The sequence below is a fragment of the Streptomyces sp. NPDC093109 genome (assembly GCF_040701725.1).
In the GTDB taxonomy this organism is placed as follows: domain Bacteria; phylum Actinomycetota; class Actinomycetes; order Streptomycetales; family Streptomycetaceae; genus Streptomyces.
Window position 1 is genome coordinate 1 of sequence record NZ_JBFBEZ010000075.1, and the last position, 20,164, is coordinate 20,164.

Sequence of the window (20,164 nt, forward strand, 5' to 3'; positions counted from 1 at the left end):
TAGTAGCTCCGCTACGAGGGCCTCTCGGCGCCTTGCGATCGCACGCACCACGCCCCGCTCCCTGATCCAGATCACAACCCCACACAGGCCCTAGGACCGACCAGGACCGACCGGATTCGGCCAATGCCGGGAATACGGCCCGGCAAACCCGTGTGACGAGGGACTTCCCTTGGGGAAGATGGCCGTATGTCAGACACCAACGGCAGCGCACTGCCCCGCCAGGTCGCCGACGCGTACGTCGACGCACTCATCGAACTCGACCCCATCACCGGCACCTATCTCGGGGTGGCGGAATCCTCCCGCCGCCTCCCCGACTTCTCCCCCGCCGGGCAGCAGGCCCTCGCCGACCTCGGCCGCGCCACCCTCGCACGGCTCGACGAGGCGGAGACCCTGCCGGGCGCGGACAGCGAGGCCGAGCGGCGCTGCGGCCGACTGCTGCGCGAGCGCCTGACCGCCGAACTCGCCGTCCACGACGCCGAGGAAGGACTGCGCGTCGTCAGCAATCTGCACTCGCCCGCGCACCATGTCCGCGAGGTGTTCACCGTGACGCCGGCCGACACCGAGGAGGACTGGGCGGCCCTCGCGGACCGGCTGCGCGCCGTGCCCGCCGCATTGGCCGGATACCGCGCCTCGCTCGCCCTCGGACTGGAGCGCAAACTGCCCGGCGGCCCGCGGCCCACCGCGACGTTCGTCGAACAGCTCACCGAGTGGGCGGGCGACGGCCACGGAGTCCGCGGCTGGTTCGAGGAGTTCGCCTCGGACGGCCCCGCGTCGCTCCGCGCCGAACTGGACTCCGCGGCCGGCGCCGCCACCGCGGCCGTCGCGGAGCTGCGCGACTGGATGCGCGACGTATACGCCCCGGCCGTCGAGGACGCGCCCGACACCGTCGGCCGGGAGCGCTACGCCCGCTGGGCACGCTTCTTCAACGGCACGGACCTCGACCTCGACGAGGCGTACGCGTACGGCTGGTCCGAGTACCACCGGCTGCTCGCCGAAATGCGCACCGAGGCCGAGAAGATCCTGCCGGGCGCCGGCCCCTGGGAGGCGCTCGCCCATCTCGACGTGCACGGCAAGCACATCGAGGGCGTAGAGGAAGTCAGGGAGTGGCTCCAGAGCCTCATGGACGAGGCGATCGAAGCGCTCGACGGCACCCACTTCGAACTCGCCCCCCGCGTACGGACGGTGGAATCCCGCATCGCCCCGCCCGGCGGCGCCGCCGCCCCCTACTACACGGGCCCCTCCGAGGACTTCTCCCGCCCCGGCCGCACCTGGCTGCCGACCATGGGCGAGACCCGCTTCCCGGTCTACGACCTGGTCTCGACCTGGTACCACGAGGGCGTGCCAGGACACCACCTCCAGATCGCCCAGTGGACCCACGTCGCCGACCAGCTCTCCCGCTACCAGGCGTCGGTCGGCCAGGTCAGCGCCAACGCGGAGGGCTGGGCGCTCTACGCGGAGCGCCTCATGGACGAACTGGGCTTCCTGCCGGACGCGGAGCGCCGGATCGGCTACCTGGACGCGCAGATGATGCGTGCCTGCCGGGTGATCGTGGACATCGGGATGCATCTGCAACTGGACATCCCGGCGGAGTCCCCCTTCCACCCGGGCGAGCGCTGGACCCCCGAGCTGGCCCAGGAGTTCTTCGGCAACCACAGCGGACGCCCGGCGGACTTCGTCGAGAGCGAACTCACCCGCTACCTGTCGATGCCGGGCCAGGCGATCGGCTACAAGCTGGGCGAACGCGCGTGGCTCCTCGGCCGTGAGAACGCCCGCAAGGCGCATGGCGACGCCTTCGACGCGAAGGCGTGGCACATGGCGGCGCTGTCGCAGGGGTCGCTGGGGCTGGACGACCTGGTGGACGAACTGTCACGTCTCTAGCCTCCCGACGGGGTCGCCTCCCGGCGAGGGGCCGTGGTCTTTGACGGTGCGGTGCGGGGTGCGGCCGGTGCGGCCCTGTGCCGGGGACCGGGGCGGAATCGCCTCCCGGCGAGGGACCGTGGTCTTTGACGGTGCGTTGCGGGTACGGCCGGTACGGCCCTGTGCCGGGGACCGGGGCACTCCGGAGGCGCATCCCCGGATGCATGATTTACGCCGCGTGCGGCTCCGTCGGCCGACTGCGGGCGCGTACAGCGGCACAAATCACGCTCTACATCCGGGGACGTCACCTCCTGCGACCCCGGCCCCCTCCGGTCGGCAATCGGCCGGCGCGCAAACATCCCGGGCCGAGCCCGGACGGTCTGTGCGGGCGGTGAAGGGGGCACCGCAGGGGGTATGTGTCCGGACGTAAAGCGCGATTTGTGCCGCTGAACGAGACCCGCGGGTATGGTCCGGCCCGCCACGCGGCGTAAATCGTGCAGTCCGGGCATGTGCCCCCGGAGGGGCACCCGGCGACAACCCGCAGGTGTGCGCCGGGCCGAGCCCAAGACGCCCGAGACCACGGCCCCTCGCCGGGAGGCGGCCCGTGCAGTCCGGGCACGTGCCCCCGGAGGGGCACCCGGCAACAACCCGCACGTGCGAACCGGGCCGAGCCCAAGACGGACCCCGGCCCCCGGCCAGCACCCGCACCGGGCCCAGCCCAAGACCCCCTAGCCAAGCGCAGCGAACACCGCTGCCATCGTCGCCTCGTGCAGCCGCGGCAGTTCCGGGTCGTCCGGTTCCAGGAGTTCCTGGCTGGTCATCCCCTCCCGTACGGCGACCATCGCGCGGGTGACGCGCTCCAGTTGCGCGTCCGCCGGGTCGTGGCCGAGGTTGCGCATCGCCGCGCGGACGACCGGGATCAGCGCCTCGCGGAGTGTGCGCCGGTGGGTGACGAACGCGGCGGCGGCTTCCGGGTGGCGGATCGCGTGGGCGGTGAACTCCAGCTGGAGAAGGTGCGCGTCGCGGTTGACGGCGAGCGTGGCGACCACGCGGGTCACGCCCTCGATCAGCTGCGCCGCCCCGGCGGGGCCCTCGGCGGCCGGGTCGGCGGTGGCTTTCAGCTCGGCTACGGCCGCGTTCGCGGCGGCCTCCACCACGCCGATCAGCTCGGTGGCGCGGGCCGCGTGGAGCGCGAGGATCAGTTCGTCGAGGGTCTTGAAGTTGGAGTAGAAGGCCCCGCGCGTGTACCCGGCCTGTGCGCACACGTCGTCGATCGAGGCCCGGCCGAGCCCTTTCTGCGCGAACACCTCCGCCGCCGCGGCGAGCAGCTGCGCGCGGGTCTCGGCCCGGCGTTTGGTGACGCGGGGCGGCTTTCCGGGGGCTTCGGACGGGTTCGGGGCAGCAGGCATCGTCGCACTCCAACTTGCGATTCATTTTTGAATCGGATACATAATCGTATTCGATGATTCCCCCACCGAAGGACTACGCCATGAGCACGCCAGACGAACCGCTGCCCGCCTCATCCGGACCCGAGCCGCAGGGCTTCTGGGGCGAGTTGCGGGACGCCGTCCAGTTCCGCACGATACTGCTCATCGTTGGCGTCCTTCTGCTCCAACTCGGCTTCATCCTGTCGTACATCGGCGCCTTCCATGCGCCGAAGCCGCAGGGCATCCCGGTCGCCGTCGTCGCCCCCGCGCAGGTCTCGGCGGAGACGGTCACCGCGCTGAACGGCATCGACGGCGGACCGGTCACGGCCGAGGCCGTCTCCTCCCGGGCCGCCGCCGAGAACATGCTGCGTACGGGCGAGACCTCGGCGGCGCTCCTCGTCGACGCGCGCGGCACCGAGGACACGCTGCTGGTGGCGTCCGGCGGCGGCAAGGCCGAGGCCGACGCCGTCACGACGGTGATCACCCGGGCCGACGCGACGCGGGGGCGCACCGTCACCGCGGAGGACATCGTTCCGCTCCAGTCCGGTGACGGCCGCGGACTCAGCGGCTTCTACCTCGTCATCGGCTGGATCGTCGGCGGCTATCTCGTCGCGGCCCTGCTCAGCGTCGCCTCCGGCAGCCGGCCGCTCACCGCCCGGCGCGCGGTCTTCCGGCTCGGCGCGATCGTGCCGTACGCGATCGCCTCAGGGCTGGGCGGGGCGCTCATCGCCGACCAGGTGCTCGGGGCGCTGACCGGGCACTTCCTGGCGCTGTGGGGCATCGGCGCGCTGCTGGTCGTCTCGGCGGCGACGGTCACCATGGCGTTCCAGGCGCTCTTCGGGGTCATCGGGATCGGGATCACGGTGCTGGTCTTCGTCGTCCTCGGCAATCCGTCGGCGGGCGGCGCGTACCAGCCGTCCCTGCTTCCGCCGTTCTGGCGGGCGCTCTCCGGTGCGCTGCCGAACGGCGCGGGCACGGACGCCGTGCGCCACATCGTCTACTTCGGTGCCCACGGCATCACCGGCCCGCTGCTCGTGATCACCGCGTACGCCGTCATGGGCGCGCTGCTGTCCGTGCTCGTCCCCGTGCTCCGCGCGCGCCGGCGGGCCGCGGCGGTCTGAGCGTCAGCCCGTCGCGCGCTGCCGGACCACCGAGCCCCGCCGGTCCTTGACGATCTCCAGGCGGGCCGGGATCCGGCGGCGCAGATCGGCGACGTGGCTGACGATGCCGACGCTGCGGTCGCGCTCCCGCAGCGAGTCCAGTACGTCGAGGACCTCGTCCAGCGCCTGTTCGTCCAGGCTGCCGAACCCCTCGTCGATGAAGAGCGTGTCCAGCCGGACGCCCCCCGCCTCGTCCGTGACCACATCGGCCAGGCCGAGCGCGAGGGCGAGCGACGCGAAGAACGTCTCGCCGCCGGAGAGTGTCGCGGTGTCCCGGTCCCGGCCGGTCCACGCGTCGACCACCTGGAGCCCCAGCCCCGACCGGCCGCGGCCACCGGCCCGCGCGTCGGAGTGGACCAGCGTGTAGCGGCCGGAGGACATGCGCCGGAGCCGTACGGAGGCCGCTGCCGCGACCTGTTCGAGGCGGGCCGCCAGCACATACGACTCCAGGCGCATCCGGCGCGCGTTGTCGCTGGAGGTGCCGGCGGTGAGCCCGGCCAGCCGGGCCACCCGGTCGTACTCGGCGCGCACCGGCCCGAGCCCGCGCACCTCGGCCGCGGCCTGCCGCGAGAGTCCGGCCAGTTGGGTACGGCGCTCCCGCGCGGCGGCGACGGCGGACGAGGCGGCGCGCAGGGCGCGCTCGGCGGTGTCGTGGGCCTGCTGCGCTTTCTCGGTGTCGGCGGGCGGAAGCGCGGCGGCGGCCAGGGTCGCCGGTTCCCGGCGCCGCTCGGCGAGCGCGTGGGCCTCCCCCTGCCATACGTCGATCAGGTGCTGTGCGGCGCTCCGGTCGCGGTCGGGGAGGAGGGCCTCGGCGGCGGCCAGGGGTGTGTCGAACCCGGCCCGGAACGCGGCGTTCGCGAGCCGGCCGTCGGCCTCCTTCAGCGCGAGCGCGGTGTTCTCGACGGCGCGTACGGACTCGGCGGCACCGGCGAGCAGGCCGATCCGCTCGGCGAGTTGCCCGGCGCGCTCGGCGACGCTGGCTGCGGTTCCTCGGGCGCGGTCCAACTCCCCCCGGTTCCTTGCCTGTTCGGCTTCGAGCGCCTCACGCGTCGAGGTACGGGCGGCCATCCGGTCCCGCACCTCGCGCTGCGCTTCGAGCCGGTTCGTGTGCTCGCGCTCGGCCTGCGCGAGGGCCTCCCGGACCGCGTGCGTCCCGGCGGCGAGGCGTCGGGCCTCCGTGTACTGGTGCTCCAACCCCGTGGCGAGCGAGGCGAGTTCGGCGGCCGTCTCCGTACCTGCCCGGGCGCCGGCCGTCGCGTGCTCCTCCTGTACGGCCGTGTGCGCGTTCCGCGCCGCGTTCCGTGCTTCCTCGGCCGTGCCGTACGCGGTGAGCGCCGCGTCCTCCGCGGCCGGGTCCACCTGCCCTTCGGCGGCCCGGGCGGGCGCGGGGTGCTCCGCGGAGCCGCAGACCTCGCAGGGGGCACCGTCGGCGAGCCGGGCCGCCAGCTCGGCCGCCATGCCCCGCAGCCGCCGTTCCCGCAGGTCGAGCCAGCTCTCCCGGGCCTCGTTGACCCGGACTTCGGCGCCGTTCAGCCGCTCCCACGCCCCCGCCAGAGCGGCTTCGAGGGCATCACGGCGACGGGCCGCTTCGAGCTGCCCACGGACGGGTCCGAGCTGCTCGGCAAGGCGCCCGGACGTGACCACCGCTTCCTGAGCCTCCGTCAGACGGTGCTGGAGACGCGCCCGTTGGGAGTCCCAGCCGGCCAGCCACTCCGCCGACTCCGTAAGGCTCTCCTCGTCGACCCTGGCCTGCCGGTCCAGCGCGGTCAGCTCCCGGCCGATCTCCTCGTCACGCTCCTCCGTGCGCCGCGCCGCGTCGAGGGCGCCCAGCTCCTGGCTCATCGACCGCTCCAGCACGGCCAGTTGCTCCGCGCCGGCCTCCGCGAAGCCCGCCGGAAGGAGGTTCCGGGCGCGTTCGCGCGCCCCCTCCGCCGCCCGGTGGGCGCGCTCCGCGTCGTCGCGCAGGGCGAGCGCCGGGGCCACCAGCTCCGCCCGGTGGGCGCGCTTCAGCAGGGCCTCGGCCTCCTCGTACGCGGGCCGGCGCTCTTCGAGCGCCTCCTCCCGCCGCAGTGTCTCCGCGAACCGCTGCTGTGCGTCGGCCAGTTCACGCGCGGATTCCAGCGCCTGCCGCGCGGCCAGCTGCCTGGCCTCCGCCGACGTCAGGCCCAACTCCGCGATGTCGTACCGCTCCTGGGCCTCGGAGCGCGCCAGCGCCGCCCACTCCAGCACGGCGGCGGCCAGCCCCGCCTCGCCCGGCCGTCCCTCCGGCGGCGCGAGACCGCCGCCCGCCGCCTGCGCGATGCGCTGCGCGACCCCGAGCAGCCGCTCGTCCCCGGCCCGTACCCGCTGCTCGGCCGCGCGGCGCAGCTCGGCGAGGCGCTCCTCGACCGCCGCGAACCTCCGCGTGTCGAAGAGCCTGCCGAGCAGCTTGCCGCGCGCCTCCGCGCCGGCCCGCAGGAACCGCGCGAACTCGCCCTGCGGCAGGAGCACCACCTGGCAGAACTGCTCCTGGTTCATCCCCAGCAGCTGGGCGACCTCCTCGCCGATCTCCTGGTGGGACCGGCTCACCCCGCGCCAGCCGCCGGCCTCCGCGTCGTACTCCCGCAGCTCGCTCCGCGCCTTCTCCGTGGTGAGCCCGGTGCCCCGCTTCTTGGGGCGCGACTGCGCGGGCCGCCGCGTGAACTCCAACCGCCTTCCGGCGACGGTCAGTTCGAGCGTCACCTCGGTCGCGGTCCCGGCCTCCGCGTAGTCGCTGCGCAGCACAACGCCGGGGCTCTCCCGGGCGCCCGGCACCGCGCCGTACAGCGCGTAGCACACCGCGTCGAGCACCGAGGTCTTGCCCGCGCCCGTCGGACCGTGCAGCAGGAAGAGCCCGGCGGCGGACAGCGCGTCGAAGTCCACCTCCTGTGTCGCCGCGAAGGGCCCGAAGGCCGTCAGGGTCAGCCGGTGCAGCCTCACGGAGTCACCTCGCGCACCGACGCGTCGACCCGTACCTCGTCGAGGACGCCCCGCAGCACCGCCCGCTCCGGCCCGTCCGGGCCCGTCCCGCCCCGTACGTGCGCCACGAAGTCCTCCGCGATCTGCTGGTCGGTACGGCCCGCCAGCCGCTGGGCGTACGAGGCGAGCGGGTCGTCCTCCCCGCGCTCGGGGTCGAAGACCAGGCTCAGTGTGTGCGGGAACCGCTCCGTCAGCCGCGCCATCGGCTCGTACGGCCTGGCCGCGTCCGTGAGCGTCGCCTCCACCCACGACTCCTCGTGCCGCGCCAGCCCCGGATCCGCCAGCAGATCGTCCAGCCTCCCCCGGATCCGCGCCAGCGCGCGCGGCACCGGGCAGTCGATCCGCTCGGCGCCGACCGTGCCGTCCTGCCCCAGCTCCACCAGCCACACCGTCTTGCGGTGCGTCGCCTCCGAGAACGAGTACGCGAGCGGCGACCCCGAGTACCGGACCCGCTCCGTGATCGTCTGCGCGCCGTGCAGATGCCCCAGCGCGACGTAGTCGGCTCCGTCGAACACTCCCGCCGGTACGGACGCCACGCCCCCGACCGTGATGTCCCGCTCGCTCTCGCTCGCCACGCCCCCCACGACGAACGCGTGCGCGAGCACCACCGACCGCGTCCCTGCCGGGCGCCCGGCGAGGTCGGCCCGTACCCGCTCCATCGCCGCGCCAAGCACGGCTTCGTGCCCCGCCTCCACGCCGAACTCCTCGCGTACCAGCGCCGGTTCCAGATACGGCAGCCCGTAGAACGCCACGTCCCCGTGCCGGTCCGCCAGCACCACGGGCTCGCCGCACCCCGCCGGATCCGTCCGCAGATGAACCCCCGCGCGGCCCATGAGCCCGGCGCCGACCCCGAGCCTGCGGGCCGAGTCATGGTTCCCGGAGATCATCACGGCCGGCACCCCCGCGTCGGCGAGCCGGTGCAGCGTCCGGTCGAACAACTCCACCGCGCTGAGCGACGGCACGGCCCGGTCGTACACGTCACCCGCGACGACCACGACGTCGACGTCGTGCGTGCGGACGGTGGCGACGAGGTGGTCGAGGAAGGCGGCCTGCGCGTCGAGCAGGCCGACCCGGTGGAACGACCGCCCGAGATGCCAGTCCGACGTATGCAGAATCCTCACGAGTTCCCCCAGTATCCGAAGCCCCCAAGGTATCGCGGTTCCACCTCCCGGTCGGGGGCGGTGGTCGTGGGTGGTACCGGTTCGGGAAGGGGCCGGTCGGGTCGGGTCGGGGACAACCGCCCGTCACACGAACACCTCGCCGCCCAGCACCAGCGTCGCCGTTCCCGCCGTCCCGTCCGCCAGCCACGCCCCGAACGCCGTCACCTCCGCGTCCGGCAGGCCGATGGCGATCGTCACGTGCTCGCCGTAGCGCACCTCGCGCACCTCCCGGCCCGTCGCGCGCAGGTCGTTCTCCAGGCGGCCCGCGCGGGCGTGGTCGACGGTGATCGTGGCGAGGCGGAAGCGGCGGCGGGTGAGGGTGCCGACGGTGTCGAGGGCTTCGCCGACCGCTCCGCCGTACGCCCGGATCAGACCGCCCGCGCCGAGTTTGATCCCGCCGTAGTAGCGGCTGACGACGGCGGCCGTGTAGCGCACCTCGCGGCGCAGCAGCATCTGGAGCATCGGGAGGCCCGCGGTGCCGCCGGGTTCGCCGTCGTCGTTGGCCTTCTGGACGGAGGCGTCGGCGCCCAGGACGTAGGCGTAGCAGTTGTGGGTGGCGGCCGGGTGCTCCGCGCGGACGCGGGCGATGAACTCCTGGGCCTCGGTCTCCGTGGCGACGGGGGCGAGCGCGCACAGGAAGCGGGACCGGTTGATCTCGGTCTCGTGGGTGCCGGCGTGGGCGACGGTGCGGTACTGCTCCTGCATCCGGCCACCCTATGCGGGCCCCGGCCCGGGTCCGGCCGCGGGAATGGCGCGGGCCCCCGGGCCGTTGCCCCGACATGGGCACAGAGACGTACGCGGACGACGAGACGGTCCGTTCGATCCTGACCGGGACCGGGGACACCTGGGCCGTGGTGGGGCTGTCCACCAATCCGGCGCGGGCGGCGTACGGTGTCGCCGCCGTGCTCCAGCGGTTCGGGAAGCGGGTGGTGCCGGTGCATCCGAAGGCGGAGACGGTGCACGGCGAGCGCGGTTACGCCTCGCTCGCGGAGATCCCGTTCCCGGTGGACGTGGTGGACGTGTTCGTGAACAGCGCGCTGGCCGGGGCGGTCGCGGACGAGGCGGTGGGGATCGGCGCGCGGGCCGTCTGGTTCCAGCTCGGGGTGGTCGACGCGCAGGCGTACGAGCGGACGCGCGCCGCCGGTGTGGCCATGGTGATGGATCGCTGCCCGGCCATCGAAATCCCGCGGCTGGGGAGCTGAGCGGGGGCGCCGCTCAGACGCCCAGGCCCTCCAGTACGACCGCGCCCGGCAGCCCGGCGAGTGCCTTGCCGGGGACGATGAGCTTGCCGCGGCGGCGACCGCTGCCGAGCAGGACCCATTCGGTGTCGAGGACGGCGGAGTCGACGAACAGCGGCCAAGCGGCGGGCAGCCCGATCGGGGTGATACCGCCGTACTCCATGCCGGTCTCGCCGACGGCGGTGTCCATGGGCGCGAACGACGCCTTGCGGGCGCCGAGCTGCTTGCGGACGGTTCCGTTGACGTCGACCCGGGTGGCCGAGAGCACGACGCACGCCGCCAGGGTGGTCTCGCCGCCGCGCTTGCCCGCGACGACGACACAGTTGGCGGACTGGTCGAGCAGCCGGGGGCCGTAGTGCGCGGCGAAGACGGCGGTGTCGGCCAGCTCCGGGTCGGTGTCGACGAAGATCAGCTGGTCGGCGGGGACGTCACCGCGCCAGTCGCGTACGGCGTCGGCGACGGGCGCGGTCAGCAGGTCGAGGCACTCCGGTGCGGGTCGGGCGTGGTCGAAGTCTCCGATGGGCGCGCGCATGGCGTCACCGTAACAGCCGTACGCGCGGCGTCCGCCAGTCGTTCTCAGCGGGCGGGCGGGATGGCGACGGACATGATCATCTCGGTCGGTTCCGTGCCGTCGTTGCGGTAGCTGTGCGGGACGTTCGCCTCGAAGGTGGCGGAGGCTCCGGCGGGCACGGCGTGGGGTGTGCCGTCGACGACGAGCGTCAGCTCGCCGGCGGTGACCCGGAGCAGTTCGGTCGTGCCGGGCGGGTGGGGGTCGGAGGTGAAGGCGTCGCCCGGCGCCAGCGTCCAGGACCACAGCTCGACCGGGCCCCTGGCGTCGGTGCCGATGAGCATCATGGCGCGGCTGCCCGCCTCGGTGGACCACAGCCGTACGGCCTCGGACTCGGGGACGACCCTGACCTGGGGGCCCTGCTCGAAGTCGAGGAGGGTGGCGAGGGAGACGCCGAGCGCGTCGGCGAGTTTGACGGTGGTGCCGACGCTGGGGTTGGTGCGGGCCTGCTCGATCTGGATGATCATGCCGCGGCTGACCCCCGCGCGGGTGGCGAGGGCGTCGAGCGTGAAGCCCCGTTCACCGCGCCAGCGCTTCAGATTGCGGGCGAGTGACTGGGTGAGCTGGTCGAGGTCCGACACATTCCGTCCATGTTCGCGAGGTTCAACACATTCCGGCGGACTACGACATGGTGCACCCGGCCGTTCAGCGCACTGTACTGCGAGGACCGCCGCCGCGCGTCGGCCTGTCAGGCGTCGGGGCGCAACTCCCCCAGGGCGAGCAGCTGTTCGGGGGTGACCCCCTCCGGGATCGGCACCGGCGCGGGGGTGCGCAGCGGCGGCTGCCAGCCCCGCTCCCCCTCCCAGCTGCGGACGATCCTGGCGGGCGCGCCGGCCACCACGGCGTGGTCGGGGACGGTTCCCCGGACGACGGATCCGGCGGCGACCACGACGTTCCGGCCGAGCCGGGCGCCGGGGAGGATCACCGCGCCGGTGCCGAGCCAGCAGCCGGGGCCTATCTCCACCGGTTCCGCTCGGGGCCACTGCTTGCCGACGGGGGTTTTCGGATCGTCGTAACTGTGATTGGTCGACGTGATGTAGACGTAGGGGCCGCAGTACGTGTCAGGGCCTATGGTCACCGTCGTATCGGCGATGACATGGCTGCCGCGGCCGAGGACCACGCCGTCGCCCAGGGTCAGGACCTTGTCGGGGCCGAGGTCGAGGCCGGGCATCATGCCGGCGGTGAGGGTGACCTGTTCGCCGATGACGCAGTGGTCGCCCAGCTCGATCCACGGTTCGCCGAAGACGGTGCCCTGCGGGAAGGCGAGCCGGGTGCCGGGGCCGATCCGCCGGAAGCGCAGCCGGCCGGGCCGCTCGGCGCTGACCGCGCCCGTCTCCTGGACCCAGCGCCAGCCGCGCTGGACGGCGCGTGAGGCGAGCGAGCGCCGCCATGCGGTCAGCGAGGTGAACGCGTTGCTGTTCGGCTTCTTCGGCACGCGCACACCGTAGTCGGCGGGGCCCCCGACAGCCGCGCCCACGTGCTGTGACGTTCACCCCACGGGTCCGGAATCAGCTCGTATGACCGGCGGCCGAAGGCGCCCTCTGCTTACCACGTCACCGGGCGCCGGTGGGTTACTTCGGGGCGAAATCCCCCGTTGTGTGGGCTCCGGCCGTCAGGAGGCTTCCGGCGCGTTCTCGCGTGGCAGCATGAGCGCCTCATGAGGTGCGGTCGGCCCGCCGGGTCGGTCGCGCACCCCGCAGTCGAGACTCCCCCACCGCACTCAAGTACGAGGGACCGCGGAATGTCAGTGCCTGTCGCCCCCCGACCGCGCCGTATACGCGAAGCACGGCCGTTGTCACTCACCCTCCCCCTGACGCTGCTGGTCGTGGCGGGCGCCGCCGGGGCCGCGGTGACGGTGGTCGCGCCGGTGGCGACGCGCACCTGGGTCGCCGCCACCGCCGCCGTCGCCTGGGCCGTCCTGGTGGTCACCGTCGTCACCACCGCGCTGCTGCTGCGGCGCGGCCGGCGCGGCGCGGCCGTACGGGAGAGCGAGAGCAGGACCGCGCGGACGCTGCTGACCCAGGTCGGCGCGGACTCCGCACAGCTGCTCAACGTCACGCTGCCCGCGGTGGTCAAGCGGCTCAGGGACGGCGCGAGCGACCAGGAGGCGCTGGCCGCGGCCCCCTCGCCGTCCGACGACCGGCTCCGCCGGGTCCTGGAGGTCTTCGCCGCCGAGGTGGCCCTCTCCGAGACGCGCGCGGTGCGGGCGGAGGAGTCGCGGGAAGCGGCCGTGGAGCAGCTGAAGAAGGCCGCCGACGACCTGGACGCGCTGACCACCAGGACGCTCCCCGCCGCACTCGACGGGCTGCGCTCCGGCGGCTCCGCCGACACCGTGCTCGCGACCGTCGATCCGCCCGCGGATCCCCGGCTGCGGGTGCTGGTGGACACGGTGGTCAGGGACTTCGCGCTCAGCGAGCGACGGGCGATCGCCGCGCAGATGGCCAGCGCCAAGGCGCTCAGCCGGGTGCAGGCGAAGGCCGTCAGCATGCTGGCCGATCTGCGGGAGATGCAGGACCGGCACGGCGAGGAGGTCTTCGGCGACCTCCTGCGGCTCGACCACAACACCTCCCAGCTCGGGCTGCTCACCGACCGGCTCGCGCTGCTGATGGGCGGCCGGCCCAGCCGGTCCTGGAACAAGCCGATCCGGATGGAGTCCATCCTGCGCGGCGCCGTGGGCCGGATCGCCGCGTACCAGCGGGTCCGGCTGCACTGCTCCAGCACGGCGGCCATCGCCGGGTTCGCCGCGGAACCCGTGATGCACCTGCTGGCCGAACTCATGGACAACGCGGCGAACTTCTCGCCGCCGATCGACGAGGTCCATGTGTATGTGGAGGAGCGCACCGCGGGCATCGTGGTGACCATCGAGGACAGCGGCCTCAAGATGGCCACCGCCGCGATGCGCCGGGCCGAGGAGTCCGTGTCGGGCCGCGTCACCGACCTGGCGTATCTGCGGAGCACCCGGCTCGGTCTCGCCGTGGTCGGCCGGCTGGCCGCCAAGTACCACATCAGCGTCAACTACCGGCCCTCGTCACGCGGGGGGACGGGCGTCGTGGTGCTCGTCCCGCCCCCGCTCCTCGCCCAGCAGCGCGGCATGCCTCCGGAGCAGTCCCTGCGGCGACCGGACCCGGAGACGACGATGCCCTCACCGCCCGTACCGCGGGTCTCTCCCGCCGCGTACCGCGCCCCGGCACCCGAGGCACCTCCGGTCCCGGTGGCCGACTGGGGACCGCCCGTCCCTGCCGCGCCGGGCGCCGGTCCGCGGGTGGCCACCCCCAACGGCCTGCCGGTACGCCCGCCGGGCCGGACCATGGCGGCGGCCGACCGGGACCGGCCGCTGCCCGGCACCCGGTCGGAGGACGACGGTACGGGGGCCGGCCGCGACGCGGGCTCGCAGTTCGGCGCCTTCCACCGGAGCAGGGCGCGCCGGTCCTCCGACGGGCCGTCCGGGACGCCGTCATGACCGCTGTCCGGGATGCCGTCATGACCGGCGCAGGCGCCCCCGCCACGGCGGGACGCCCCCACTCACCGAGAACGTCAGATTGGAGAAAAGGGCAGGTGACCTGGTTACCCGGGGCCACCCGCCCCACCCACCATGCAGACCACTGACAACAGCCTGACCTGGCTCCTGGAGAGCCTGCTGGAACGCACCCCCGGCACCCGGCACGCGCTGGTCCTCTCCCGTGACGGGCTCAAGCTCTGCTGGAGCCGCCATCTCACCCTCGACCAGGCCGATCAGCTGGCGGCCATCTGCTCGGGCATCCAGGCGCTCGCGCAGGGCGCCTCGGTCGAGTTCGGCAACGGCAGCGGCGGAGTACGGCACTCGATGACCGAATTCCACGGCGGGCTGCTCTTCATCGTCGAGGCCGGTATCGGCGCGCATCTCGCCGTCGTCGCCGAGGACGGCGCGGACCCCGGGGTGGTGGGGCATCAGATGACCGAGCTGATCGAGCAGATCGGTGAACATCTGCGGGCCGCGCCGCGCAACGCGGTCCCGGAGAGTTCTCCGTCATGACCCGGCGGCCCGTCGACACCGGGGATCCCGATCGGCTGTACACCGTCACCGCCGGCCGCAGCCGGGTCGACGACACCTCGTTCGACCTCGTCACCCTGATCGTCGGCGAGTGCGAACCGGCGCCGGGGATGCAGTCGGAGCATGTCCGGATCCTTGAGATGTGCCGTCACCCCACCGCGGTCGTCGAGATCTCCGCGGAGCTGAACCTGCCGGTGACGGTCGTCCGGATCCTCCTCGGCGACCTGCTCGCGACGGGCCGGATCACCGCCCGGCATCCGCGCGCCGCGCGCTCCGTCGCCGACATGCCCGATTCCGCTCTCCTGAAGGAGGTGCTCCATGGACTCCGCAACCTCTGAACTCCCCGCCCGCCGTACCCCGCTGCCCGCCGCCGCGGAGACCGGTCTGAAGATCGTCATCGTGGGCGGGTTCGGGGTCGGCAAGACCACCCTCGTCCGTTCGGTCAGCGAGATCAGGCCGCTCAACACCGAAGAGGTGATGACCCAGGCCGGTATCGGCGTCGACGAGACGGCCGGGCTGACCACCAAGACCACCACCACGGTGGCCTTCGACTTCGGCCGGATCAGCCTCAACGACCGGATGGTGCTCTATCTCTTCGGGGCGCCCGGGCAGGAGCGGTTCTGGTTCCTGTGGAACCGGCTCTTCTCGGGGACGCTGGGCGCGGTCGTCCTGGTCGACACCCGGCGGATGAGCGAGTCGTGGTACGCGGTCGACCGGCTCGAACACCACCGGACGCCCTTCGTGGTCGCGGTCAACCGGTTCGACGACGACGTCTCGGCCTTCTCGCTGGCGGAGATCCGGCAGGCGCTCTCGCTGCCCGCGCACGTACCGCTGATCGACTGCGACGCGCGGGTGCGCGCGTCGGGCAAGAACGTGCTGATCACCCTCGTGGACCACCTCTACGAACTGGCCGTGGCCAGGGAGCTGACACCATGACCGACCCCGAAGAACCCGAAGGATCCGCCCCCGCCGCCGGGCAGCCATCCCCTCCCCCGGGATGTCCGGCGCACACGCGGGCGCCGCTGCTGAGCGGTCTCGACCACCAGCAGACCCCCACCCAGCTGTACCGGGCGCTGCGGGCGGAGCACGGCTCGATCGCCCCCGTCGTCCTGGACGGGGGCATCCCTGCCTGGCTGGTGCTCGGCTACACCGAGGTCACGTATGTCACCAGCCACGACGAGCTGTTCGCCCGGGACTCGCGGCGCTGGAACCAGTGGGAGACCATCCCCGAGGACTGGCCGATGAAGCCGTTCCTGGCGCATCAGCCCTCCGTGCTGTTCGCGGAGGGCGCGGAGCACCAGCGGCGGGCCGGGGTGATCACCGAGGCGCTGGAGACGGTCGACCAGTTCGAGCTGGCGCAGCTCTGCCGGGAGCTGGCCGAGGGGCTCATCGACACCTTCGCCGGCAGCGGCCGGGCCGAGCTGATGGACACGTACGCGCACGCGCTGCCGATGCGCGCCGTGGTCCAGCTCTGCGGGATGTCGCCCGACAGCCAGGACACCGAGGACCTCGTACGGGACCTGCGGATCTCGCTGGACGCGGCCGAGAGCGACGACCCGGTCGCCGCGTATCTGCGGGCGCAGGAGCGGATCGAGCGGCTGGTGAAGGACAAGCGGAACGCTCCCGGCCCGGACCTCGCGTCGCGGATACTGGCTCATCCGGCCGGGCTGACGGACGAGGAGACCGTCCAGGACCTGATCACCCTTATCGCCGCCGCGCAGCAGCCGACCACGAACTGGATCTGCAACACCCTGCGGCTGCTGCTGACCGACGACCGGTTCGCGCTCAATGTGTCCGGCGGCCGGCTCAGCGTGGGGCAGGCGCTCAACGAGGTGCTCTGGCTGGACACGCCGATGCAGAACTACATCGGCCGCTGGGCGGTGCGCGACACCCGGCTCGGCGGCCAGCACATCAGGGCGGGCGACTGTCTGGTGCTGGGGCTGGCGGCGGCCAACACCGATCCGCAGATCTGGCCGGAGGGGCACATCGGCGCGGAGAACTCCGCGCATCTGTCGTTCGGCAACGGGGAGCACCGCTGTCCGTACCCCGGTCCGCTGCTCGCGGACGTCATCGCCCGTACGGCGGTGGAGACGCTGCTTGAGCGGCTGCCCGACGTGGTGCTGGCGGTGGAGCCGTACGAGCTGACGTGGCGCCCGTCCATCCTGATGCGGGGGCTGACCTCGCTGCCGGTGATGTTCACGCCCGTCGTGCAGTGACCCGCGGACGGGCTCCTCAGTCGGCGGGGGTGGCGGCGGCGGAGACGGGTTCGGCCTGAGCCTGATCCGCCGCCGTCGCCGTCTCCCCGCTCTCCGTCTTCTTCTCGCCTTCCGCCTTCTTCTCGCTCTCCGCCTGCTCCCCGGCCTTCTTGGCGCGGTTCTTCACGATGAGCATCGAGGCGACACCGAGCAGTACGGCGAGCAGCAGTCCGAGCCAGGAGAAGCGCTTCAGCCATGCCTCGGCCACCACGCCCAGCGTGTAGATGACGGCGGTGGTGCCACCGGCCCAGACAATGCCGCCGAGCACGTTGGCGATCAGGAACTTCCAGTACGGCATGCGCAGGACACCGGCGAGCGGCCCGGCGAAGATCCGCAGCAGCGCGATGAACCGGCCGAAGAAGACGGCCCACATGCCCCACTTCTCGAACGACCGCTCCGCCAGCGCCACTTGGGACTCGCCGAAGTGCTTGGGGAACTTCGCGCCCGCCCACGCGAGCAGCGGCCTGCCGCCCTTGCGGCCGATGGCGTAGCCGATCGAGTCACCGATGATCGCGCCGGCCGTGGCGCAGGCGCCGAGGATGTACGGATCGATGTGGCCCTGCTGGGAGGCGAGCAGCGCCGAACTGACGAGGACGATCTCACCCGGCAGCGGGATACCGAGGCTCTCCAGCCCGATGACCACCCCCACCAGGAGATAGACACTGACCGCGGGGATGGTCTCGAGCCACTCCTCGACGTGCAACGCGGTTCCTTCCGTCATGATCCTGCCCGGACATGTCACTCACGGGCACATGTCCGGGCAGCCTACCCGCTGGATCGGCGCGATCAGGAATGCGGGCGCAGGGTCCAGACGACGGTCATCTCGCCGGTGACCGCGCCGTCCGCGCGGGTGAGGACGACGGCGACGGGGAATTCGGGGCGGACCCCGCCGTCCAGCTCGGCCACGACCTCGGCGGCGGGGTGGCTCAGGGTGGCGGTGGCCGTGAGCGGGCCCATCGCCAGTTTCGTGTAGCCGATCTCCGCCCGGACGGCGAGCGGCACGGCCCGGCCGAACTGATCGCCGAAGGCGGCGAGCACGATGGCGCCGCTGGCGGACTCGGCGAGGGTGAACATCGCGCCGGCGTGCGGTCCGCCGACATGGTTGTGGAAGTCGGGCCGGTCCGGGAGGCGGAGCACGGCGCGTTCGGCGGTGATCTCCAAGAACTCCAGGCCGAGGGTTTTGACCATGGGAACGCTGTCGGTGAGCTGCTCACCGAGGGTCTGCTGTTGGGTGCTCATGGGCCGCCATGTTACCCGTGAGTAGGATATTTTCACCATCCCCTGACAGGGCAGCGTCACAGCCGAGGGGCGTCCCCTCTATCGTTACGGGCCATGTGGCCAGGACAGCAGCCGCCCGGGGGCGAGCAGAACCCGCAGGACCAGAATCCGAACCCGTACCAGCAGCCGGGGTACCAGCAGCCGAATCCGTACCAGCAGCCCGGCTACCAGCAGCAGCCGGGTTACCAGCAGCAGCCGGGCTATCCGCCGCCGCAGGGGTACCCGCAGCAGCCCGAGGCCCAGCCCGGGTACCCGCCGCAGCAGGGATACGCGCAGCCCAACCCGTACCAGCAGCCGACCGCGCCGCAGTACGCGGTACCTGCCCCGCCCGGCGGGCCCGTACCCGGAAAGGACGGCGGAAAAAAGAAGACGACGCTCGTCGCCGTCATCGCCGCCGCCGTGGTGGTGACCGCCGCCGCGGGCACCGCGTACTTCGTGGTGAACAAGGACGACGGTACGGACGACAAGGCCAACGGCACCACGGCCTCCGGGTCCGCCTCCGGGTCCGAGGAGCCGAGCGACTCGGCGTCCGTGGCGAACCCCCGGGACGGCTCGACCGCCGCCAAGCCGCAGATCGCGGGCTGGAAGGTGGTCACCAACCCCAAGCACGGCACCCAGTTCGACGTACCGCCGGAGTGGGAGGTCAGCTCGCCGGGCACCATCGCCGGCTTCGAGGACGTGGCCAAGGGCGACGGCTCGCCCGTCGTGTCCTTCTCCGCACCCGCCGACTTCAAGTCCAAGTGGTGCTCCCAGGACACCGACAAGGACGGCAAGCTGGAGTACACCAGCCTCGCCGGCGCGGGCACGAAGGGCGCCCGCGGCGCCAAGACCACCGCCGAGGCCGCCACCAACGAGTCCGGCAACTGGGCGTGGGCGCCGTACGCGCAGCACGAGCCCAAGACCGCGCTCAAAGAGAAGATCAAGGTCAACGCCGCCACGGACTACACGACCACGTCCGGGCTGAAGGGCAGCCTCTCCGAGGCCACCGCGACCGGGATCACCAAGAAGACGAAGTGCGACTCGGACGGCAAGGCGTTCGCCTTCTCCTTCGCCAACGCCAACGGGGACTACTCGACCTGGATCCTGCACAGCAGCATGAACGTGCCCGACGAACTGCCGGACGCGACGATCAAGAAGATCCTGAGCACCGTACGGCTGACGGGCGAGTCCCAGGGCACCTCCTGACCGGCTCCGTCAGCCGATGCCGAAGGCGCCGTCGGGCGGCCGGGGCGACGGCACCGCTCCGCTGTCCCGTACGGGCGCCGCGTCCCCGGTGAACCGCCCGAGCGCGGCGCCGTGTTCGACCCGCGCCGGGAAGGCGTCGGCGGCGGTGCGCCGGGCCAGGGCCGCGGTGTCGAGCGGGGTGTGCGAGGCGATCAGCACGGCGTTGCCGAAGCGCCGGCCGCGCAGCACGCCCGGCTCCGCGACGAGCGCCAGCTCCCCGAAGACCGCCGCGAAGGTGGCCAGTTGGGAGCGGAGAAAGGCGAAGGGCGCCCCGTCGGCGAGATTGGCCGCGTAGACCCCGCCGGGGCGCAGCACCCGGGCGGCCTGGCGGGCGTACTCGACGGAGGTGAGGTGCGCCGGGACTCTGGAGCCCCCGAAGACGTCCCCGATCAGCACGTCCACGGACCGGTCGGGCGCGGCCTCCAGCCACCGCCGGGCGTCCGCCGTGTGCACGGCGATCCCGGCCGCCTCCGGTATCGGCAGCCGCTCCGCCACCAGCGCCCGCAGCGCCGCGTCGGCCTCCACCACGTCCTGCGCCGATCCCGGCCGGGTCACGGCGGTGTACCGGGGCAGTGTGCAGCCCCCGCCGCCGAGATGAAGCACGGTGAGCGGCTCGCCCGGCTCGGCGGCGAGGTCGACGACATGCGCCAGCCGCCGCACGTACTCGAACTCCAGATGCGCCGGTTCGTCCAGGTCGACGTACGACTGCGGCGCCCCGTCGACCGTCAGCAGCCAGGCCCGCTCCCGGTCCACATCGGGCAGCAGCTTCGCGGTGCCGCTGTCCACGGCGCGGATGACGGGGATCGGCTCGTTCACCGCTCCATTGTGCGCCCCGTACGGCGGTGGGGGGGGGGGCCGCGGGGGGGGGGGGGGGGGCCCCCGGCGGCGCCCCGCCCCCCCCCGCCCCGGCCCGCCCGGCCCCCCCCCGTCACCCCCCCCCCCGCGCCGCGCCGGCCCCACCCGCCCCCCA

19 protein-coding genes are annotated in these 20,164 nt (G+C 73.1%); 9 read left to right on the plus strand and 10 right to left on the minus strand.

Annotation, left to right across the window (positions count from 1 at the left end; all coding sequences use genetic code 11):
- Window positions 1-186: 186 nt before the first annotated feature.
- On the plus strand, window positions 187-1,878 hold the full coding sequence (locus tag AB0389_RS36780) for a DUF885 domain-containing protein (RefSeq protein WP_366399937.1): 1,692 nt from the start codon (window positions 187-189) through the stop codon (window positions 1,876-1,878).
- 707 nt (window positions 1,879-2,585) lie between these two features.
- On the opposite strand, the gene AB0389_RS36785 is transcribed toward AB0389_RS36780, so the two are convergent.
- Complete coding sequence (locus AB0389_RS36785) at window positions 2,586-3,266, minus strand: TetR/AcrR family transcriptional regulator (RefSeq protein WP_366399938.1); 681 nt, start codon at window positions 3,264-3,266, stop codon at window positions 2,586-2,588.
- 80 nt (window positions 3,267-3,346) lie between these two features.
- Here AB0389_RS36785 and AB0389_RS36790 point away from each other — a divergent pair, with 80 nt between their 5' ends.
- Window positions 3,347-4,405: a DUF3533 domain-containing protein gene (locus AB0389_RS36790; protein ID WP_366399939.1), complete on the plus strand. Its 1,059-nt coding sequence runs from the start codon at window positions 3,347-3,349 to the stop codon at window positions 4,403-4,405.
- A gap of 3 nt (window positions 4,406-4,408) precedes the next feature.
- Here the strand turns inward: AB0389_RS36790 and AB0389_RS36795 are convergent, their stop codons facing one another.
- The 3 genes from AB0389_RS36795 to AB0389_RS36805 all read right to left on the minus strand — a co-directional run bounded on the left by AB0389_RS36795 (window position 4,409) and on the right by AB0389_RS36805 (window position 9,306).
- On the minus strand, window positions 4,409-7,402 hold the full coding sequence (locus tag AB0389_RS36795) for an SMC family ATPase (RefSeq protein ID WP_366399940.1): 2,994 nt from the start codon (window positions 7,400-7,402) through the stop codon (window positions 4,409-4,411).
- Complete coding sequence (locus AB0389_RS36800; protein WP_366399941.1) at window positions 7,399-8,562, minus strand: exonuclease SbcCD subunit D; 1,164 nt, start codon at window positions 8,560-8,562, stop codon at window positions 7,399-7,401. The genes AB0389_RS36795 and AB0389_RS36800 overlap by 4 nt, the downstream gene beginning before the upstream one ends.
- A 123-nt stretch (window positions 8,563-8,685) precedes the next feature.
- Entirely contained in the window at window positions 8,686-9,306 is a 621-nt protein-coding gene (locus AB0389_RS36805; RefSeq protein ID WP_366399942.1) for a YigZ family protein, read from the minus strand.
- 74 nt (window positions 9,307-9,380) lie between these two features.
- Between AB0389_RS36805 and AB0389_RS36810 the strand changes: the two genes are divergently transcribed.
- Window positions 9,381-9,803: a CoA-binding protein gene (locus AB0389_RS36810; RefSeq protein ID WP_366399943.1), complete on the plus strand. Its 423-nt coding sequence runs from the start codon at window positions 9,381-9,383 to the stop codon at window positions 9,801-9,803.
- A gap of 13 nt (window positions 9,804-9,816) precedes the next feature.
- Here the strand turns inward: AB0389_RS36810 and AB0389_RS36815 are convergent, their stop codons facing one another.
- The 3 genes from AB0389_RS36815 to AB0389_RS36825 all read right to left on the minus strand — a co-directional run bounded on the left by AB0389_RS36815 (window position 9,817) and on the right by AB0389_RS36825 (window position 11,842).
- On the minus strand, window positions 9,817-10,371 hold the full coding sequence (locus AB0389_RS36815; protein WP_366399944.1) for a YbaK/EbsC family protein: 555 nt from the start codon (window positions 10,369-10,371) through the stop codon (window positions 9,817-9,819).
- A 44-nt stretch (window positions 10,372-10,415) separates the two neighbouring features.
- On the minus strand, window positions 10,416-10,988 hold the full coding sequence (locus AB0389_RS36820) for an XRE family transcriptional regulator (protein WP_366399945.1): 573 nt from the start codon (window positions 10,986-10,988) through the stop codon (window positions 10,416-10,418).
- Between the two features lie 107 nt (window positions 10,989-11,095).
- The gene (locus tag AB0389_RS36825) at window positions 11,096-11,842 is read right to left on the minus strand and encodes an acyltransferase (RefSeq protein WP_366399946.1); all 747 of its coding nucleotides are present in this window, start codon (window positions 11,840-11,842) and stop codon (window positions 11,096-11,098) included.
- 306 nt (window positions 11,843-12,148) lie between these two features.
- On the opposite strand from AB0389_RS36825, the gene AB0389_RS36830 reads away from it, so the two are divergent.
- The 5 genes from AB0389_RS36830 to AB0389_RS36850 all read left to right on the plus strand — a co-directional run bounded on the left by AB0389_RS36830 (window position 12,149) and on the right by AB0389_RS36850 (window position 16,653).
- Window positions 12,149-13,867 carry an ATP-binding protein gene (locus tag AB0389_RS36830; RefSeq protein ID WP_366399947.1) on the plus strand — a complete coding sequence of 573 codons (1,719 nt, stop codon included), beginning with the start codon at window positions 12,149-12,151 and terminating at the stop codon, window positions 13,865-13,867.
- A gap of 132 nt (window positions 13,868-13,999) precedes the next feature.
- A complete protein-coding gene (locus AB0389_RS36835) occupies window positions 14,000-14,419 on the plus strand; it encodes a roadblock/LC7 domain-containing protein (protein WP_114658078.1) in 420 nt (139 codons plus the stop codon).
- Window positions 14,416-14,775: a DUF742 domain-containing protein gene (locus AB0389_RS36840; protein ID WP_366399948.1), complete on the plus strand. Its 360-nt coding sequence runs from the start codon at window positions 14,416-14,418 to the stop codon at window positions 14,773-14,775. The genes AB0389_RS36835 and AB0389_RS36840 overlap by 4 nt, the downstream gene beginning before the upstream one ends.
- Window positions 14,756-15,373 (plus strand): ATP/GTP-binding protein, encoded by a 618-nt coding sequence (locus tag AB0389_RS36845; RefSeq protein WP_114658080.1) that lies wholly within the window; start codon window positions 14,756-14,758, stop codon window positions 15,371-15,373. Before AB0389_RS36840 ends, AB0389_RS36845 begins: the two co-directional genes overlap by 20 nt.
- Window positions 15,370-16,653, plus strand: coding sequence for a cytochrome P450 (locus tag AB0389_RS36850; RefSeq protein ID WP_366399949.1), 1,284 nt, complete (start codon window positions 15,370-15,372; stop codon window positions 16,651-16,653). Before AB0389_RS36845 ends, AB0389_RS36850 begins: the two co-directional genes overlap by 4 nt.
- Before the next feature lie 16 nt (window positions 16,654-16,669).
- Here AB0389_RS36850 and AB0389_RS36855 read toward each other — a convergent pair whose 3' ends face one another.
- Window positions 16,670-17,395 (minus strand): DedA family protein, encoded by a 726-nt coding sequence (locus AB0389_RS36855; protein ID WP_366399953.1) that lies wholly within the window; start codon window positions 17,393-17,395, stop codon window positions 16,670-16,672.
- 83 nt (window positions 17,396-17,478) lie between these two features.
- A complete protein-coding gene (locus AB0389_RS36860; protein ID WP_366399950.1) occupies window positions 17,479-17,931 on the minus strand; it encodes a DUF4442 domain-containing protein in 453 nt (150 codons plus the stop codon).
- 93 nt (window positions 17,932-18,024) lie between these two features.
- Between AB0389_RS36860 and AB0389_RS36865 the strand changes: the two genes are divergently transcribed.
- Complete coding sequence (locus tag AB0389_RS36865) at window positions 18,025-19,155, plus strand: hypothetical protein (RefSeq protein WP_366399951.1); 1,131 nt, start codon at window positions 18,025-18,027, stop codon at window positions 19,153-19,155.
- Between the two features lie 9 nt (window positions 19,156-19,164).
- Here the strand turns inward: AB0389_RS36865 and AB0389_RS36870 are convergent, their stop codons facing one another.
- Complete coding sequence (locus tag AB0389_RS36870; RefSeq protein ID WP_366399952.1) at window positions 19,165-20,010, minus strand: fused MFS/spermidine synthase; 846 nt, start codon at window positions 20,008-20,010, stop codon at window positions 19,165-19,167.
- Window positions 20,011-20,164 lie beyond the last annotated feature (154 nt).

What these genes read in the sequence shown, in the direction of transcription:
- AB0389_RS36780 (WP_366399937.1), top strand. Translation starts at nt 187, where the DNA reads ATGTCAGACACCAACGGCAGCGCACTGCCCCGCCAGGTCGCCGACGCG.
- AB0389_RS36785 (WP_366399938.1), bottom strand. Translation starts at nt 3,266, where the DNA reads ATGCCTGCTGCCCCGAACCCGTCCGAAGCCCCCGGAAAGCCGCCCCGC.
- AB0389_RS36790 (WP_366399939.1), top strand. Translation starts at nt 3,347, where the DNA reads ATGAGCACGCCAGACGAACCGCTGCCCGCCTCATCCGGACCCGAGCCG.
- AB0389_RS36805 (WP_366399942.1), bottom strand. Translation starts at nt 9,306, where the DNA reads ATGCAGGAGCAGTACCGCACCGTCGCCCACGCCGGCACCCACGAGACC.
- AB0389_RS36810 (WP_366399943.1), top strand. Translation starts at nt 9,381, where the DNA reads ATGGGCACAGAGACGTACGCGGACGACGAGACGGTCCGTTCGATCCTG.
- AB0389_RS36815 (WP_366399944.1), bottom strand. Translation starts at nt 10,371, where the DNA reads ATGCGCGCGCCCATCGGAGACTTCGACCACGCCCGACCCGCACCGGAG.
- AB0389_RS36830 (WP_366399947.1), top strand. Translation starts at nt 12,149, where the DNA reads ATGTCAGTGCCTGTCGCCCCCCGACCGCGCCGTATACGCGAAGCACGG.
- AB0389_RS36835 (WP_114658078.1), top strand. Translation starts at nt 14,000, where the DNA reads ATGCAGACCACTGACAACAGCCTGACCTGGCTCCTGGAGAGCCTGCTG.
- AB0389_RS36840 (WP_366399948.1), top strand. Translation starts at nt 14,416, where the DNA reads ATGACCCGGCGGCCCGTCGACACCGGGGATCCCGATCGGCTGTACACC.
- AB0389_RS36845 (WP_114658080.1), top strand. Translation starts at nt 14,756, where the DNA reads ATGGACTCCGCAACCTCTGAACTCCCCGCCCGCCGTACCCCGCTGCCC.
- AB0389_RS36850 (WP_366399949.1), top strand. Translation starts at nt 15,370, where the DNA reads ATGACCGACCCCGAAGAACCCGAAGGATCCGCCCCCGCCGCCGGGCAG.
- AB0389_RS36860 (WP_366399950.1), bottom strand. Translation starts at nt 17,931, where the DNA reads ATGAGCACCCAACAGCAGACCCTCGGTGAGCAGCTCACCGACAGCGTT.
- AB0389_RS36865 (WP_366399951.1), top strand. Translation starts at nt 18,025, where the DNA reads ATGTGGCCAGGACAGCAGCCGCCCGGGGGCGAGCAGAACCCGCAGGAC.